General features: G+C 69.0%; 13 protein-coding genes. 10 read left to right on the top strand and 3 right to left on the bottom strand.

Annotation, left to right across the window (positions count from 1 at the left end):
- Nucleotides 1–50: 50 nt before the first annotated feature.
- The 9 genes from ACWEVR_RS05410 (at nucleotide 51) to ACWEVR_RS05370 (ending at nucleotide 9753) form a co-directional block, all read left to right on the top strand.
- The gene (locus ACWEVR_RS05410; RefSeq protein WP_245655234.1) at nucleotides 51–1064 is read left to right on the top strand and encodes a FecCD family ABC transporter permease; all 1014 of its coding nucleotides are present in this window, start codon (nucleotides 51–53) and stop codon (nucleotides 1062–1064) included.
- Nucleotides 1061–1885 (top strand): ATP-binding cassette domain-containing protein, encoded by an 825-nt coding sequence (locus tag ACWEVR_RS05405; protein ID WP_439262366.1) that lies wholly within the window; start codon nucleotides 1061–1063, stop codon nucleotides 1883–1885. Before ACWEVR_RS05410 ends, ACWEVR_RS05405 begins: the two co-directional genes overlap by 4 nt.
- A gap of 63 nt (nucleotides 1886–1948) precedes the next feature.
- Nucleotides 1949–2338 carry a BlaI/MecI/CopY family transcriptional regulator gene (locus ACWEVR_RS05400; protein WP_279537543.1) on the top strand — a complete coding sequence of 130 codons (390 nt, stop codon included), beginning with the start codon at nucleotides 1949–1951 and terminating at the stop codon, nucleotides 2336–2338.
- A gap of 64 nt (nucleotides 2339–2402) precedes the next feature.
- Nucleotides 2403–3341 (top strand): M56 family metallopeptidase, encoded by a 939-nt coding sequence (locus tag ACWEVR_RS05395; protein ID WP_067491898.1) that lies wholly within the window; start codon nucleotides 2403–2405, stop codon nucleotides 3339–3341.
- A 243-nt stretch (nucleotides 3342–3584) separates the two neighbouring features.
- Nucleotides 3585–5063 carry a DEAD/DEAH box helicase gene (locus ACWEVR_RS05390; RefSeq protein WP_452465935.1) on the top strand — a complete coding sequence of 493 codons (1479 nt, stop codon included), beginning with the start codon at nucleotides 3585–3587 and terminating at the stop codon, nucleotides 5061–5063.
- 125 nt (nucleotides 5064–5188) lie between these two features.
- Nucleotides 5189–6625 carry a GuaB1 family IMP dehydrogenase-related protein gene (locus ACWEVR_RS05385; RefSeq protein ID WP_452465934.1) on the top strand — a complete coding sequence of 479 codons (1437 nt, stop codon included), beginning with the start codon at nucleotides 5189–5191 and terminating at the stop codon, nucleotides 6623–6625.
- A gap of 262 nt (nucleotides 6626–6887) precedes the next feature.
- Entirely contained in the window at nucleotides 6888–8243 is a 1356-nt protein-coding gene (locus tag ACWEVR_RS05380; RefSeq protein ID WP_452465933.1) for a hemolysin family protein, read from the top strand.
- Nucleotides 8236–9300 carry a hemolysin family protein gene (locus tag ACWEVR_RS05375; protein WP_067493807.1) on the top strand — a complete coding sequence of 355 codons (1065 nt, stop codon included), beginning with the start codon at nucleotides 8236–8238 and terminating at the stop codon, nucleotides 9298–9300. Before ACWEVR_RS05380 ends, ACWEVR_RS05375 begins: the two co-directional genes overlap by 8 nt.
- A 138-nt stretch (nucleotides 9301–9438) precedes the next feature.
- Nucleotides 9439–9753 carry a hypothetical protein gene (locus ACWEVR_RS05370; RefSeq protein ID WP_452465932.1) on the top strand — a complete coding sequence of 105 codons (315 nt, stop codon included), beginning with the start codon at nucleotides 9439–9441 and terminating at the stop codon, nucleotides 9751–9753.
- Between the two features lie 108 nt (nucleotides 9754–9861).
- On the opposite strand, the gene ACWEVR_RS05365 is transcribed toward ACWEVR_RS05370, so the two are convergent.
- The gene (locus ACWEVR_RS05365; RefSeq protein ID WP_452466158.1) at nucleotides 9862–11043 is read right to left on the bottom strand and encodes an AI-2E family transporter; all 1182 of its coding nucleotides are present in this window, start codon (nucleotides 11041–11043) and stop codon (nucleotides 9862–9864) included.
- Between the two features lie 194 nt (nucleotides 11044–11237).
- Here ACWEVR_RS05365 and ACWEVR_RS05360 point away from each other — a divergent pair, with 194 nt between their 5' ends.
- Complete coding sequence (locus ACWEVR_RS05360; protein WP_452465931.1) at nucleotides 11238–11969, top strand: Crp/Fnr family transcriptional regulator; 732 nt, start codon at nucleotides 11238–11240, stop codon at nucleotides 11967–11969.
- A gap of 23 nt (nucleotides 11970–11992) precedes the next feature.
- Here ACWEVR_RS05360 and ACWEVR_RS05355 read toward each other — a convergent pair whose 3' ends face one another.
- A complete protein-coding gene (locus ACWEVR_RS05355) occupies nucleotides 11993–14458 on the bottom strand; it encodes an MFS transporter (RefSeq protein ID WP_452465930.1) in 2466 nt (821 codons plus the stop codon).
- Nucleotides 14451–14942 carry a MarR family winged helix-turn-helix transcriptional regulator gene (locus ACWEVR_RS05350; RefSeq protein WP_452465929.1) on the bottom strand — a complete coding sequence of 164 codons (492 nt, stop codon included), beginning with the start codon at nucleotides 14940–14942 and terminating at the stop codon, nucleotides 14451–14453. Before ACWEVR_RS05350 ends, ACWEVR_RS05355 begins: the two co-directional genes overlap by 8 nt.
- Nucleotides 14943–15143: the final 201 nt, after the last annotated feature.

Below are 15143 nucleotides of genomic sequence, written 5' to 3'. Positions count from 1 at the left end.
TGCGTCCGGCCTTACGAGTGGGTCCGCTGTCGCTGGTGCTGCGCCCGGTGATGTTCGGATTCGTCGTCGCACTGGCCGTGACCGTGTTCGTGCTGTTCTGCGTCGATATCGCCGTCGGCGACACCTATGTCCCGCTGAGCCGGGTGCTCGATGTCCTCGGCGGGGGTGGATCCCGATCGCAGCGGTTCATCGTGCTCGAATCGCGACTGCCCCGGGCACTCACCGCCGTGGTGGTCGGTGCCGCCCTCGGTCTCGCGGGTGCGCTGATGCAGTCGATCCTGCACAACCCGCTGGCGGGGCCGGACGTGCTCGGTATCACCACCGGTGCGAGCGTGGGCGCGGTCGCCGTGCTGGTCGGAAGTGGCGGGGCGACAACGGGTCTCGTCGCGACGGTCGGTGCTCCCCTGGCGGCGCTGGCCGGCGGCCTGCTCACCGCCGTCGTCATCTATCTGCTCGCGTGGGGCCGCGGTGGTGGCGGGGAACGCGGTGTCACCGGTTTCCGGCTCGTGCTCATCGGTATCGGCGTGAACGCGGTACTCATGTCGGCGATCAGCTGGCTGCTCACCCGCGCCAGCCTCACCGACGCCGCCCGCGCCCAGGTCTGGCTCAACGGCTCGCTCGACGCGGCCGACATGTCAAGTGTCGTGCCCGCCGCGATCGCGCTCACCGTGGTCACCGTCGTCGCGCTCGTCTCGGCGCGCACGCTGGCCGCGCTGCGCCTCGGCGAGGAATCGACCCGGGTGCTCGGTGTGCGGATCCAGTCCCAGCAGGCGCTGCTGATCGGTGCGTCCGTGGTCGCCGCCTCGGTGGCGACCGCGGCGGTCGGGCCCGTCGGGTTCGTCGCGCTGGCCGCACCGCAGATCGCCCGCATGGCGTTGCGCACGCCCGGCGAACCGCTGATCGCCTCGGCGCTCACCGGCGCCGCGCTGGTGGCGGGGGCCGATATCATCTCGCGCGCACTGCTGCCCGTCGACCTGCCGGTCGGTATCGTCACCGCCGCGCTCGGCGGGCCGTTCCTGCTCTACCTGCTCGTCCGCATGAACCGGAAGGCCACGCTCTCATGACCAGCCCCGCCCATCGCCTCGCCGCCGACACCGTTTCCCTCGGCTACGGCGAGCGGGTGATCGTCGACGGGCTCAGTCTCGACATCGCCCCCGGCGTGGTCACCACGGTGATCGGGCCGAACGGGTGTGGCAAGTCGACGCTGCTCAAGTCGCTCGGCCGGTTGCTTCGTCCGCGCGAAGGTCAGGTGGTGCTCGACGGCAAGGCGATCTCGACGATGAAGACCAAGGACGTCGCGCGGGTGATCGGCATGCTGCCGCAGACCCCCGTCGCGCCGGAAGGGCTCACCGTCGCCGATCTCGTCGCGCGCGGCCGTCACCCGCATCAGTCCTGGCTGCGCCAGTGGTCGGCCGACGACGAGACCGAGGTCGCCGCCGCCCTGGCCCAGACCGGCATCGCCGACCTGGCCGACCGCACGCTCGACGAACTGTCGGGCGGCCAGCGGCAACGCGCCTGGATCTCGATGGCGCTGGCCCAGGGCACCGACATCCTGCTGCTCGACGAACCGACCACCTACCTCGACCTCGCGCACTCGCTGGAAGTCCTCGACCTGGTCGACCGCTTGCACGCCGAATTCGGGCGCACCGTGGTGATGGTGCTGCACGATCTCAACCTCGCCATCCGCTACAGCGACGAACTGGTGGTGATGGCGGCGGGCCGCATCGTCGCGCAGGGAAAACCGGCCGACATCATCACAGCGGAACTGCTCGCCGAGGTGTTCGGACTCGACGCGAAGGTGCTCACCGATCCGGTCTCGGGGCGCCCGATGGTCGTGCCGATCGGCACCCGTCACGTGCACGGCGCGGCCGGGTATGACGAATGACACACCAGCAAACACCCCGTTACGACAATCTGTAGTACGCATCTTTGTCGTTGAGTCCGTAAAATCGGAGGGATGGCAGGTCTCGGCGAACTCGAAAAAGCGGTGATGGACCAGTTGTGGTCCGCCGACGAACCGCTCACGGTGCGGCAGGTACACGAAGCACTGGCGGCTCGTCGCGAGCTCGCGTACACCACGGTCATGACCGTGCTGCAGCGGCTGGCGAAAAAGGATTTGGTTGTGCAGCGTCGCGACGATCGCGCGCATCGGTACGCCCCGGTACACAGCCGCGACGAACTGGTCGCGAGCCTGATGGTCGACGCGTTGCAGCAGGCCGACGCGGCGGGCAGCCGCGCCGCGGCGCTGGTGCACTTCGTGGAACAGGTCGGCAAGGACGAGGCCGACGCCCTGCGCGAGGCACTGGCCAAGCTCGAATCCGACGAAAACAGCGGCTAGACTCCCTGGCGGCTCTCACAACGACGTGAGCGCCCCTGGCCCCACAACGCAGTGAGCAGAGTCGATGAACGCAACCGCGGCAGTCTTCGCAGGTCTCGCCTTGCTACTCGCAGGGCCGGTTCCCGCGCTGCTCAGCCGTGCTACCTGGCCGCATCGCAGCCCGCGGGCAGCGGTCGTGTTGTGGCAGGCCATCGCGCTGGCCGCCGTGCTCAGCGCCTTCGGTTCCGGGCTGGCCATCGCCAGCATGCTGCTCGTTCCCGGCCCCGACGGTAGGCCGACCACCTCCCCCACCAAGGAGATCGACGCGCTCGGGCTGCCGCTGTGGCTCGTCTACGTCACCGTGTTCGCGCTGACACTGATGATCGGCGCGCGCCTGATGTTCTCCATCGTGCGCGTCGGCGTGCACACCCGGCGCCGCCGGTCCCGGCACCGCATGCTGGTCGATCTGCTCGATCAGAGCGGTCCCGTGCGCCGCGCCGCCGACATCCGGGTGCTCGCCGCGACCGAACCCATCGCCTACTGCCTGCCCGGGCTCCGCCAGCGCGTTGTACTCAGCGAAGGCACCCTGACCAGCCTCGACGACGCCGAGGTCACCGCAATCGTGAGCCATGAGCGCTCGCACCTGCGAGCCCGCCACGACCTGGTGCTCGAGGCGTTCACCGCCGTCCACGAGGCGTTCCCCCGGGTGGTCCGCAGCAAGGCCGCGCTCGGTTCGGTGAAACTGCTCATCGAACTGCTCGCCGACGACTCCGCGGTGAAGGTCACCGGCCCCAAACCGCTCGCCCGCGCCCTGGTGGCGTGCGCGAAATCGACCGCACCGCAAGGTGCGCTCGCCGCGGGCGGTCCGAGCACCCTCATCCGTATCCAGCGCCTCGCGGGCGCCAACGGCGACGTGAGAATCGCCACCGCCGCCTACCTCGGATCCGCCGCGATTCTGGTGGTTCCCACCCTCGCCGTGGCGGTGCCGTGGCTGCAGGAACTGAGCCGGTTGTTCCACGGCTGACCTGCCGATCACCCACCCCGAACCGGGCGCGACGCACGTACCCCGGCCCCTGCTGATCACTGCTGGCCGTACCGGCGCTCGCCGTTACCGCTGACCAGGTTGTTTACCCACGCGAACGCAATCACGCCTATCCTGGGAGATCGGTCCTTCCTGCTGGGCCGCACCCCGTACGCCGTTCGCGTGTTTCGGGTAATCGGCGCCGGTGATCTTCCAGCGCGATTCGCAGCCCAACGAAAGGCCATTTTGTCCACCTCTGCTGTCTCCGACGCGACCGAACCGACCTTCGCCGAACTAGGCCTGCCCGTAGCGCTGGTTCAGGCACTGCGCAACTCCGGCATCGACAAGCCCTTCCCCATCCAGGCCGCCACCATCGGCGACGCGCTCGCCGGGCGTGACGTGCTGGGTCGCGGCCCCACCGGCTCGGGCAAGACCCTCGCCTTCGGCCTGCCGATCCTCACCCGTCTGGCCGAGGGCCCGCCGTCCAAGCCGGGCCGCCCGCGCGGCCTGGTGCTCGTGCCGACCCGTGAGCTGGCCACCCAGATCGAGAAGGCGCTCGAAGAGGCCGCCCGCTCGCTGGGTCTGCGCGTCGCCTCCGTCGTCGGTGGTGCCCCGATCAAGCGTCAGGCCGACCGGCTCGCGCGCGGTGTCGACCTGCTGATCGCCACCCCCGGCCGTCTCGACGACCTCATCAAGCAGCGCAACGCCGACCTGTCCGACGTGGCGATCACCGCCCTCGACGAGGCCGACCACATGGCCGACATGGGCTTCCTGCCCCAGGTCACCCGCCTGCTCGACCGCACCCCGAAGCAGGGTCAGCGCCTGCTGTTCTCGGCCACCCTCGACGGTGACGTGGACAAGCTCGTGAAGCGCTACCTGAACAACCCGGTCACCCACTCCACCGCGCCCGCCGAGGCGTCGGTGAGCACCATGACCCACCACCTGCTCTTCGTGCGCGACAAGAACATCAAGCGCACCGTCGCCACCGAGATCGCCGCCCGCGACGGCCTCACCATCATGTTCGTGCGCACCAAGCACGGCGCCGACCGCCTGGCCAAGCAGCTGCGCGGCGCCGGTGTCGACGCCGGCTCGCTGCACGGTGGCAAGGCACAGAACAACCGTGTGCGCACGCTCGCGGCCTTCGCCGACGGGTCGGTGCCGGTGCTGGTCACCACCGACGTGGCCGCGCGCGGTATCCACATCGACGGTGTATCGCTGGTCGTGCACTTCGACCCGCCCGCCGAGCACAAGGCCTACCTGCACCGCGCCGGTCGCACCGCGCGCGCCGGGGAGGACGGCGTGGTCGTCACCCTCGTCACCGACGAGGAGCGCAAGGACGTGGCCGCGATGACCCGCAAGGCGGGCGTGCGGACCGACGGCATCGAGGTCCGCCCCGGCGACCGGAAGCTGGTGGACATCACCGGTGCCCGCAAGCCCAGCGGCATCGCGCTCGCCGCCCCCGCCGCACCGGCACAGCCGACGCGGACCTCGAACGGTGCGGGTCGTCCGCGTCGCGCAAGGCCCGGTGGCGCAACCGCTTCCGAGGGCGGGCACAGCCGGGGTTCGGGCGCGCCGCGCCGGGACCGTCCGACCGGCGAGTCCCGTTCCCGCAAGCCCGCGGGCGCCGGCGGACACGCCCGGAGCGGCGACACGCCGACGAATTCGCGGCGGCGCGCCGGTCGTCCGGCGGCTCCGGCGGGCAACCGCAACCGTTCCGCAAACTGATCGACCCTGAATCACCGCGTGGCCGAACCGATTACGGTTCGGCCACGCGCCGTTTCCGGCCCCACGTTCCCAGCGCGCAACGCGCATCCGCCCGCCGGACCGCTCACACGGCTATCATCGGCACAGTGCGATTTCTTCCTGGCCCACCGCCGCCGTACGACCTGACCTACGACGATCTGTTCCTCGTCCCGAACCGGACGGATGTCGCGTCCCGCTTCGATGTGGACCTGGCCAGCGTCGACGGCTCGGGTACCACCATCCCCCTCGTCGTCGCGAACATGACCGCGGTGGCCGGTAAGCGGATGGCCGAGACCGTCGCCCGGCGCGGCGGACTGGTCGTCCTGCCGCAGGATCTCCCGATCCCGGCGGCCGCCGACACCATCGCGTTCGTCAAGAGCCGCTCGCTCACCGCCGACACCCCGGTCACCCTCGACCCCGACGCGGCGGTGTCCGACGCGCTGGCGCTCATGCACAAGCGCGCGCACGGCGCGGTGGTCGTCGTCGAGGACGGCAAACCCGTCGGTGTGGTCACCGAGGCGGCCTGCGCCGACGTCGACCGGTTCGCGCGGCTGCGCGAGATCGCCCAGACCGATTTCGTGCAGGCCCCCGTCGACGCCTCGCCCCGCGACATCTTCGACCGGCTCGCCGGATCACACACCCAGCTCGCCGTGCTCACCCACCCCGACGGCACCCTGGCGGGCGTGATGACCCGCACCGGCGCCATCCGCGCGGGCATCTACACCCCGGCCGTCGACGCCGAGGGCAAACTGCGCGTCGCCGCCGCCGTCGGCATCAACGGTGACGTGGCCGCCAAGGCGAAGGCACTGGCCGACGCGGGCGCCGACGTCCTCGTCCTCGACACCGCCCACGGCCACCAGACCAAGATGCTCGAATCCCTGCGCACCGTCGCCGATCTCGGCCTCGGGCTGCCGCTGGTCGCGGGCAACGTGGTCTCCGCCGAGGGCACCCGCGACCTGGCCGAAGCCGGCGCGACCATCATCAAGGTCGGTGTCGGGCCCGGCGCCATGTGTACCACCCGCATGATGACCGGTGTCGGTCGCCCCCAGTTCTCCGCGGTGGCCGAATGTGCCGCCGCCGCACAGGAACTCGGCGTGCACGTGTGGGCCGACGGTGGTGTCCGGCACCCCCGCGACGTGGCACTCGCGCTGGCCGCGGGCGCGTCGAACGTGATGATCGGCTCCTGGTTCGCCGGCACCTACGAATCCCCCGGCGACCTGCGCGTCGACCGCGACGGCAACGCCTACAAGGAAAGCTTCGGCATGGCGTCCAAGCGTGCCGTCGCCGCCCGCACCGCCGCCGACAGCGGTTTCGACCGGGCCCGCAAGGCACTGTTCGAGGAGGGCATCTCCAGTTCGCGGATGCGCCTGGACCCCGAGCGGCCGGGCGTGGAGGATCTGATCGACCACATCTGCTCGGGTGTGCGCAGCTCCTGCACCTACGCGGGCGCCCGCACCCTGCCCGAGTTCCACGAGCGCGCGGTGCTCGGTGTGCAGTCCGCCGCCGGGTTCGCCGAGGGCAGGCCGCTGCCGAGCGGCTGGTGACCGACCGGCCGACCGGACGCCCCACGAGCGCCGGTCGGCCGCGCCGCTGACACATCAACCGAGGCGACGGATTACTATGGAGTTGCCGATCTCGGCACAGCTTCTTTTCCCACCTCGAAAGGATCCAGTTGTCACCCGCGTCCAAGGGCGCCACACAGGAGGGCTCCTCTACGGAGCCGGGTGACAAACCCGGCGTCCTCCCTTCCGCAGCGTCCGTCCGATCCACTGGTCTCGCCCCCGCACCGCATGGGTGGTGCTGAGGATGTCCACCGTGCTGACAGTGCTCAGCCTGCTCGGTTTCGCCGCATTGACCCTCGGTACCGCCCTGTTCGTGGCCGCCGAGTTCTCCCTCACCGCCCTGGAACGCAGCGCCGTCGAATCGGCCGCGCGCTCGGGTGACACCCGGTCACGGCTGGTCAAACAGGCGCACAACACCCTGTCGTTCCAGCTCTCGGGCGCCCAGCTCGGCATCACCATCACCACCCTGATCACCGGCTTCATCGCCGAGCCCGTGCTGGCACGGCTGCTGGCGCCGCTGCTCGACGGCATCGGCCTGAGCGAGGCCGCAGCGACCGGGGTCGCGCTCGCCCTGGCGCTGATCCTGGCGACCTCGCTGTCGATGATCTACGGCGAGCTGGTACCCAAGAACATCGCCATCGCCAAGCCGATGGCGACGGCCCGGCTCACCGCGGGCCCGATGGTCGGGTTCTCCGTGTTCTTCAAATGGCTGATCCGATTCCTGAACAACGCCGCCAACTGGCTGGTCCGCAGGCTCGGCATCGAACCGGCCGAGGAACTGCGGTCGGCCAGGTCGCCGCAGGAACTCGGGTCGCTGGTTCGCACCTCTGCCCAGCGCGGCGCGATGGATCAGCGCACCGCCCAGTTGATGGATCGCTCGCTGGAGTTCGGTGAACGCAGCGCCGAGGAGCTGATGACCCCCCGGGTGAAGGTGGAGTCGCTCGACCGCGACGACACCATCGCCGACCTCATCGCCGCCTCGGCACGCACCGGGTACTCCCGGTTCCCGGTGATCGACGGCGACCTCGACAACACCCTCGGCGTCGTCCACGTCAAACACGCCTTCACCCATCCGGCGCACCTGCGCAAGCAGATCCCGCTCGGCAAACTCGCCGTCGCGGTACCTATCGTGCCCGCCAGTCTCGACGGCGACGAGGTGCTCGAACGGGTCCGCGCCGACGGCATGCAGGTGGCGCTCGTCGTCGACGAGTACGGCGGCACCGCGGGCATGGTCACCATGGAAGACCTGATCGAGGAGATCCTCGGCGACGTGCGCGACGAGCACGACGAGGAGGAGCGCGACGTGCGCCGGGTGAGCGACGGCTGGGACTGCTCGGGTCTGCTGCGCATCGACGAGGTGTCGCGCGCGACCGGCTACGACGCACCCGAGGGCGAATACGAAACCCTCGGCGGACTCGTCCTCACCCAGCTGGGCCGCATTCCGATGGGCGGCGACGAGGTCGTCCTGCCCGAATCGCGTGGCGGTGCGGGTGGCTGGGTGGCCAGGGTGGAACGGATGGACGGACGACGGATCGACCGGGTGCGCCTGGTGCCCGTCGACGACGCGAACCTCGCGGCACGGGAGCACAACCATGGGTGATCTGTTCGGAATCGTCCTCACCGTGGTGCTGCTCGCGGGCAACGCCTTCTTCGTCGCGGCCGAGTTCGCGCTCATCTCGGCCCGTCGCGATCGCCTGGAAGCCCTTGTCGCACAGGGGAAGAAGAAGGCAGCGACGGTGATCGAGGCAGGCGAGAACCTGTCGATGATGCTGGCCGCCGCCCAGCTCGGCATCACCATCTGCTCGATCCTGCTCGGCCGGGTCGGCGAACCGGCCATCGCGCACCTGATCGAGCGCCCGTTCGAACTGCTCGGGTTGCCCGAACAGCTGCTGCACCCGGTCGGGTTCGCGCTCGCACTGACCCTGGTGGTGATCCTGCACATCCTGCTCGGCGAGATGGTCCCGAAGAACATCGCGCTGGCCGGTCCGGAACGCTCGGCGCTGCTGCTGGTACCGATCCACCTGATGTGGTTGCGGATCGCGCGCCCGCTCATCGCGCTCTACAACTACGCCGCGAACCTCACCCTGCGAATGCTGCGCATCGAACCCAAGGACGAACTCGACGCGACGGTGTCCACGGTGGAACTGGCCGAGATGATCGGCGAATCGCGGTCGGAGGGTCTGCTCGACGAGGAGGAACACCGCAGGCTCACCCAGGCCCTCGGCACCTCCGAGCGGATCGTCGGTGATGTGATGGTGCCGCTGGCCGACGCGCGTTCGGTGCCGTTGCGCGGCGACGGAACCACCCTCGGCGACGTGGAAGCCGCCGTGGCCGAGACCGGGTTCTCCCGGTACCCCGTCCGCGCGGCCGACGGTTCGCTCGTCGGCTACCTGCACATCAAGGACGTGCTCGACGAGGTCGCCGACGACAACGCGGGCCCCGACACCAAGATCCCCCGCACCGACATCCGCCCCCTGCCGACGGTCACCACGACCACCGCGCTCTACGAGGCGCTGGCCCGGTTGCGCCGCACCAGCAGTCACCTGGGCCGGGTGGTGGATGCCCGCGGAAACACCGTCGGCGTGGTCGCGCTCGAGGATCTCGTGGAGGAGTTCGTCGGTACCGTGCGCGACGGGACTCACCGCAAGCCTGAGTGAGCGCGGTCCCCGACCGGGCATGCGCGGGGTGGACGCGACCACCCCGCGCACATCCGCCGCGTGTGGCTTGCCGCATCCGTGCCCCGCGGATCGAACGACAACCACGAGCGCACGCCTGAGTCGCTAAGGTCGGGCGGTATGCCACCCGCCCGACCTCTCACTCATCTGACGCTCATCTTCGCTGGGGCCCTGCTGCTTTCGGTCCTCGCGGCCCTGGCCTTCGCCGCCGACGCGCACCCGGAATGCGCCGTCATCCCGGGCGACGTCGGCCCCTGCGACTATTGGGGCCGAGTCGCCGAATACGGGCCGTTCATCATCCTGTGGGGCACACTCATCCTCGCGGGACTCGGCACCGCGATATGGCTGGTGATCATGGCCGTTCTCGGCCTCGTCGCGCTGCTGCGTCCGAATCCGGTGACCGCTGAGCCGAGTACCGATCAGGCGAATCAGTGAGCGCCTTCGGTCAGAACGCCGCACCGCGCACCGCGGATATCCGGATCTCCGATCTGATCGTGTACGAGTTCGAGGCCGGTGAATTCCCCTGGCGGCGAGGTGGGCTGGTCAGGCGGGATCGCCGGGTGGTTGGGCCGGGGGTGGGACGGCAGCCTTCGCCGCGGTGTCACTTTCCGCCGAATCCGGTGTGGTCGTGGCGTCGATCTGTTCGCCGAGATAGCGCAGGACCACCGCGATCATCGCGACCACCGGGACCGCGAGGAAGGCGCCGGTGATGCCGTAGAGGGAGCCGCCCGCGGTCACCGCGAGCAGCACGATCACGGGGTGCAACTCCATGCTGCGGCTCTGCAGGACCGGTTGCAGCACATTGCCTTCCAGCTGCTGCACCGCGATCACCACACCGAGCACGATCAGCGCGGTGGTGAAACCGTTGCCGACCAACGCGACCAGGACGGCGAGCGCGCCCGCAACGAACGCGCCGACCATCGGGATGAAACCGCCGACGAAGGTGATCACCGACAGCACCAGCGCCAACGGCACGTCGAGGATGAACAGGGCCGCGCCGATGAGGACGGCATCGACGAAGCTGACGATCGCCTGCGTGCGGATGAACCCACCGAGGGTCCCCCAGACCCGTTCGAGCACGGCCTCGACGTGACGGCCGCTGCGATTGCCGCACACGACATGCATCCAGGGCAGCAGGCGCGGACCGTCCTTCAGGAAGAAGAACACCATAACCAGCACCAGGAATATCGTGATCAGCACCGATGTCGCGGTGGAGACGCCCGTGAAAACACCGTTGGCGATCTGGGTGCCGCTGGACTGCAGTCGCGAGACGATCGCGTCGACCGCGGAGTCGAGCTGTTCGTCGCGAATTTTCAAGGGCGGGCCTTGAATCCAGTCGCGAACCTGGTTCACACCGGCGGTCGACTTGTCAACCAACTCGGGTGCCTGGTCCGCGACCGACGGCACGATCAGGGCGATGATGCCCGCCACCAGCGCGAGGAAACTCAGCAGCGTGATCGTCGCGGCCAGTGCGGGCCGGAACTTGTGCGCGGTGAGCCATCTGGTCGCCGGCCACAAGATCGTCGTCACCACGACCGCCAGCGCGACCGGCAGCAGCACCACCCACAGCCGTCCCGCGATCGTGCCGAGCACCCACGCGCCCGCCGCGATCGCGACGATGCACAGCGCCCATTTGGCCAGCCACAGCAATCCGCCGCCGATCACCTCGCCTCGATCGCGGCCCTGCTGTGCGTCCGGTTTCGCCGTAGCGTTCTCGTTCCCCATCGCGCCCACGCCGCTAGTCTGGCATGCGTTCCGGCACCGCCGCAGGATGAGCAATCCCGAGTCGGCGCGCCCGCGGGCGGTCGGCCCGGCTGGTATGTCACGGAATGCAACGTCGCAGGCGTAGGAATTCGCACCGGTGCGCGAGGATAATCGTGGGTGGGACGGCAGCTGCGGCACCATCACAGGAGCGAGCAATGATCCACAGTCATCGGGCTTTTTCCCACCTTGTTCATGCGGTGGGCGAAGAAGGTTTCGGCGACGATCGGTTGCGGCAGGCGGCCTGGGTGGCGCGGTGCGTCGGCCGCGATCGCACCGGTCCGCTGCGCGCGCAGGATTTCGAACGGTTCGCTGATCGTTTCGAGGCAGAATCCGTGGCCGCGGGGTCGCTGCTGTTCCCCACCGGTGCGCCGTCGGAGGGTGTGTGGTTCGTCCGGGAGGGGCTGATCGAATTGTCGGTGGGCACGGAGCGTGAACACACCGTGGTCGACGTGCTCCGCCCCGGCGACCTCGCCGGCGACCTGGCGATCCTGCTCGAAACCCCACCGCCCTACACCGCGCGCGCCCGCACGGACGCCCACTGCCTGTTCCTGCCCGCACCCGAATTGGAAGCGCTCCTGGGCGATCCCACCATCTGCCGCCGCTGGCTCACCAGCGTGTCGAAGCGCCTCGCCGCAGGTCAGGGCCGCCTCATCAACATGTTGGGGCGTCCGCTACCCACCCAACTCGCCCAACTCCTCCTGGACGAGGCGGTCGACAACACCGTCGACCTCCCGCACCGCACCCTCGCCGCCATGCTCGGCACGTCGGTTCCCGCTCTGAACAAGACCCTGAAGGAGTTCGACCGGGACGGTTTGATCACTCTCGACGACCCGAGAATCATCCTCACCGACCCCGACCGCCTCCACCACCTCGAATCAGCTCACTGATCCAGCGCCTACTCCGAGAGAGCCTACGAACGGGATCGGACAGTCTCCGCTGCGGGCTCGTAGGCGAGCCGCACGTCATGGACGACCTCGGGCCCGGAGACCGTCACCTGATCCCGCACGGGCGGATAGCCGCGGGCGATCACGGTGTACTGCCCTTCGCGGAGATCGGCCACGACATAGCGGCCGTTCTCGTCGGTGCGCGCGGTCGCGGTGACTGCACCCGCGGCGTCGAGCACGCTGACCAGCGCATTCGGCACGGGGTTGCCGTCGTCGGCATGCGCAGATCCGGTGAGTACCGCCGTCGCGGACAGCTCGATGTCCTGGCGGAGCACGCCACCGGCGGGCACGCTCAGCGTGATCGCGCTGGGACGCATGTGTTCGGCAGCGGCGACCAAGGTATAGACACCCGACACGACGCCGTGGCACGCGTAGGTACCGTCACCGCCTGTGACGGCGGCCCCGATCACCTCACCACGCAGGTCGGTCACCGTGACGGTCGCACCCGGCAGCGGCGAACCGTGGTCGGTCCGGACGACACCCGACACCTCGCCGGAGCCGACGAGGGTCAGATCCACGCGCTGAGGGTGTCGGCCGACAGACACTTCGACCGCTGTCGGCTGATGCCCGGACGCCGACACGATCAGCACATAGCCACCGGCCGTCGGTGCGTTGATCGCATAACCGCCGTCGGCGTCACTGCTCGCCCGCGCGACCTGACGACCACCCCGATCGATCAAGGTCAGCACCGCACCCGCCAGCTCCCGACCGTCCTCGCGGCGGACGCTACCGTCCACCAGTCCGCCACTTTCCGCTTCGGACAGTACCGGTTCGGCGCCTTCCCCCATCCGCTCTCGGTCCCAGCCCGCATCCGCGAAGGCCGCTAGTTCGGCGTCCAGCGGATCGGTCGGATCACCCTGCGACGCGGAATCTTTCGTCTCGGGACCGGGGTCGAGGTCGATCGTGGTGCGCAGCGGACGGTTCGGCAGTACGGCGACTGCCAGCAGTGCGACGACCGCCGCACCCGCGGCAATGAGGAAGATCCGCCCGGTCGCGTCACCGTAGGCGGCGCGCACGACAGTGACGATCGGGGCGGGCAGCCCGTGAAGATTCAGGCTGCCACCACCGGAAGAACCGGCAGGCACGCCGAGCTCGGCGAAACCCTTCGCCGACAGCTCGCTCACCCGGGTGGCCAGCACCGAACCCAGCACCGAGACGCCGATCGCGCCGCCGAACGTGCGGAAGAACGCGACGCTGCTGGACGCGGCACCGATATTGTGCACGCTCACCGTGTTCTGGACGGCCAGCACCAGGTTCTGCATCATCATGCCGACGCCGAGCCCGACGATGGCGATGTAGGTGCCGACCAGCCACAGATCGGTGGCGTGATCGATCGTCGAGAGCAGCCCGAACCCGACCACCAGCAACCCGCCGCCGATGACGACGAACGACTTCCATTTCCCGAACCGGGTGATCAGCTGTCCCGAACCGGTCGAGGCGACGAGCATGCCGAGGACCAGCGGGATGGTCAGTACGCCTGCCATCGTCGGCGAGTAGCCGCGCGAGGTCTGGAAGTACTGCCCGAGGAAGGTGGTCGACCCGAACATGCCGACACCGACCGCGATCGAGGCGATGATGGCCAGACCGGTGGTGCGCTCGGTGACGATCGACAACGGAATGATCGGCGACTTCGCTCGCGATTCGACCAGGACGGTCGCGAGCAGCAACAGCACACCCGAACCGACATACCAGGCGGATTCGCGGGAGAACCACTCGTAGTAGTCCGCCTTTCCGGCGAACGACACCCAGATGAGCAGCACCGACACACCCGCGGTCAGCAGGGCGGCGCCCAACCAGTCGATCGAGACGCCCTCCTTGCGTTCGGTCGGCAGCCGCAGCGTCCGCTGCAACAGCACCAGCGCGATGACCGCCAGGGGCACGCAGACGAAGAAGCACCAGCGCCAGCCGAGCGGACTGTCGACGATGACGCCGCCGAGGATCGGGCCGCCCGACATCGACACCGCCATCACGGCGCCCATATAGCCGGAATACCGTCCGCGTTCGCGTGGCGAGACGATGGAACCGATGATCGCGACCACGAGCGCGGTCAATCCGCCCATACCGATGCCCTGGACGACGCGCGCCGCCAACAGGATCGGCACGTTGCTCGCGAAGCCCGCGATCACCGAACCGATGACGAAGATGACGATGGCCGACTGGACCAGCAGCTTCTTGTTGAACAGATCGGCGAACTTGCCCCAGATCGGGGTCGACGCGGCATTGGCCAGCAGCGCCGTGGTGATGACCCAGGCGTACGCGGTCTGCGACCCCTCGAGGTCCCCGATGATCGTCGGCAGCGCGGTCGACACGATCGTGGTGCTGAGCAGCGCCGTGAACAGCGCTGCCAGCAGGCCCGTCATGGCTTCCAGGACCTGACGATGCGTCATCGGGGCCGGCGCGGGCCCGGTCTGGGTCCCGACTGAATTAGACATCCACTTCCTGACTTTCTGACGAAACCGTTCGGCGTTCCCCGGTGTGGTGCGCGGCGGCCGCCAGGGAATCCCTGAGCTTGTGAACAACCGCGGTGGCCTGCTCGGCCTCGCCTTCGGTCCAATCGGCGAGTGCGTCACGCAACCCCCGTGCCCGTGACTCCCGAACACGCCACAGCAGATCGCGACCCTTGTCGGTGATGTGGACGAGCGTGGCCCGACCGTCGAGCGGGTCGGCGCGGCGAGCGATATTGCCGGAGTTCACCAGCTCGGTGACGTGCCTGCTCAGCGTCGATTGACTGATGCACAAGTCCGCGGCCAAATCGACCTGACGGCACGGCCCCCTGGCATCGAGCGAACCCAGCACGCCCACGCCGCCGGGAAGCAGGTCCCCTTCCTCGGGGTGCGACAACGCGGCGCGGATCGCCCGGCCCATCAAGAACAGCTCTCTGATCAGGCCCTGCGCCGCGTCCGGGGACACCGCCATAGTCACTCCCAGCATGAGAATAGTTACTTGCAGAACACAACTATATATTTACTTGTTTGTACTATGCAACTAAGTACCCGACAAAGCACCTGCACCACCGGATACTCGGAGGCCGACGGCCCGGAGTCTGGATTCGGGGCGCGGAATCGGTGCGAGAGAATGGTCGGGTGAGCGAGCACGTCGAGCTGGACTACGCGCTCG

This window comes from Nocardia sp. NPDC003979 (assembly GCF_053605015.1).
Note: the sequence above shows the minus strand (reverse complement) of the source record. Positions and strands in the feature narration are given on the sequence as shown.

Excerpts from the sequence above, each read along its gene's own strand:
- ACWEVR_RS05355 (WP_452465930.1), bottom strand. The coding sequence starts at position 14,458 with ATGTCTAATTCAGTCGGGACCCAGACCGGGCCCGCGCCGGCCCCGATG.
- ACWEVR_RS05365 (WP_452466158.1), bottom strand. The coding sequence starts at position 11,043 with ATGGGGAACGAGAACGCTACGGCGAAACCGGACGCACAGCAGGGCCGC.
- ACWEVR_RS05375 (WP_067493807.1), top strand. The coding sequence starts at position 8,236 with ATGGGTGATCTGTTCGGAATCGTCCTCACCGTGGTGCTGCTCGCGGGC.
- ACWEVR_RS05410 (WP_245655234.1), top strand. The coding sequence starts at position 51 with ATGTTCGGATTCGTCGTCGCACTGGCCGTGACCGTGTTCGTGCTGTTC.
- ACWEVR_RS05380 (WP_452465933.1), top strand. The coding sequence starts at position 6,888 with ATGTCCACCGTGCTGACAGTGCTCAGCCTGCTCGGTTTCGCCGCATTG.
- ACWEVR_RS05360 (WP_452465931.1), top strand. The coding sequence starts at position 11,238 with ATGATCCACAGTCATCGGGCTTTTTCCCACCTTGTTCATGCGGTGGGC.
- ACWEVR_RS05395 (WP_067491898.1), top strand. The coding sequence starts at position 2,403 with ATGAACGCAACCGCGGCAGTCTTCGCAGGTCTCGCCTTGCTACTCGCA.
- ACWEVR_RS05370 (WP_452465932.1), top strand. The coding sequence starts at position 9,439 with ATGCCACCCGCCCGACCTCTCACTCATCTGACGCTCATCTTCGCTGGG.
- ACWEVR_RS05405 (WP_439262366.1), top strand. The coding sequence starts at position 1,061 with ATGACCAGCCCCGCCCATCGCCTCGCCGCCGACACCGTTTCCCTCGGC.
- ACWEVR_RS05350 (WP_452465929.1), bottom strand. The coding sequence starts at position 14,942 with ATGGCGGTGTCCCCGGACGCGGCGCAGGGCCTGATCAGAGAGCTGTTC.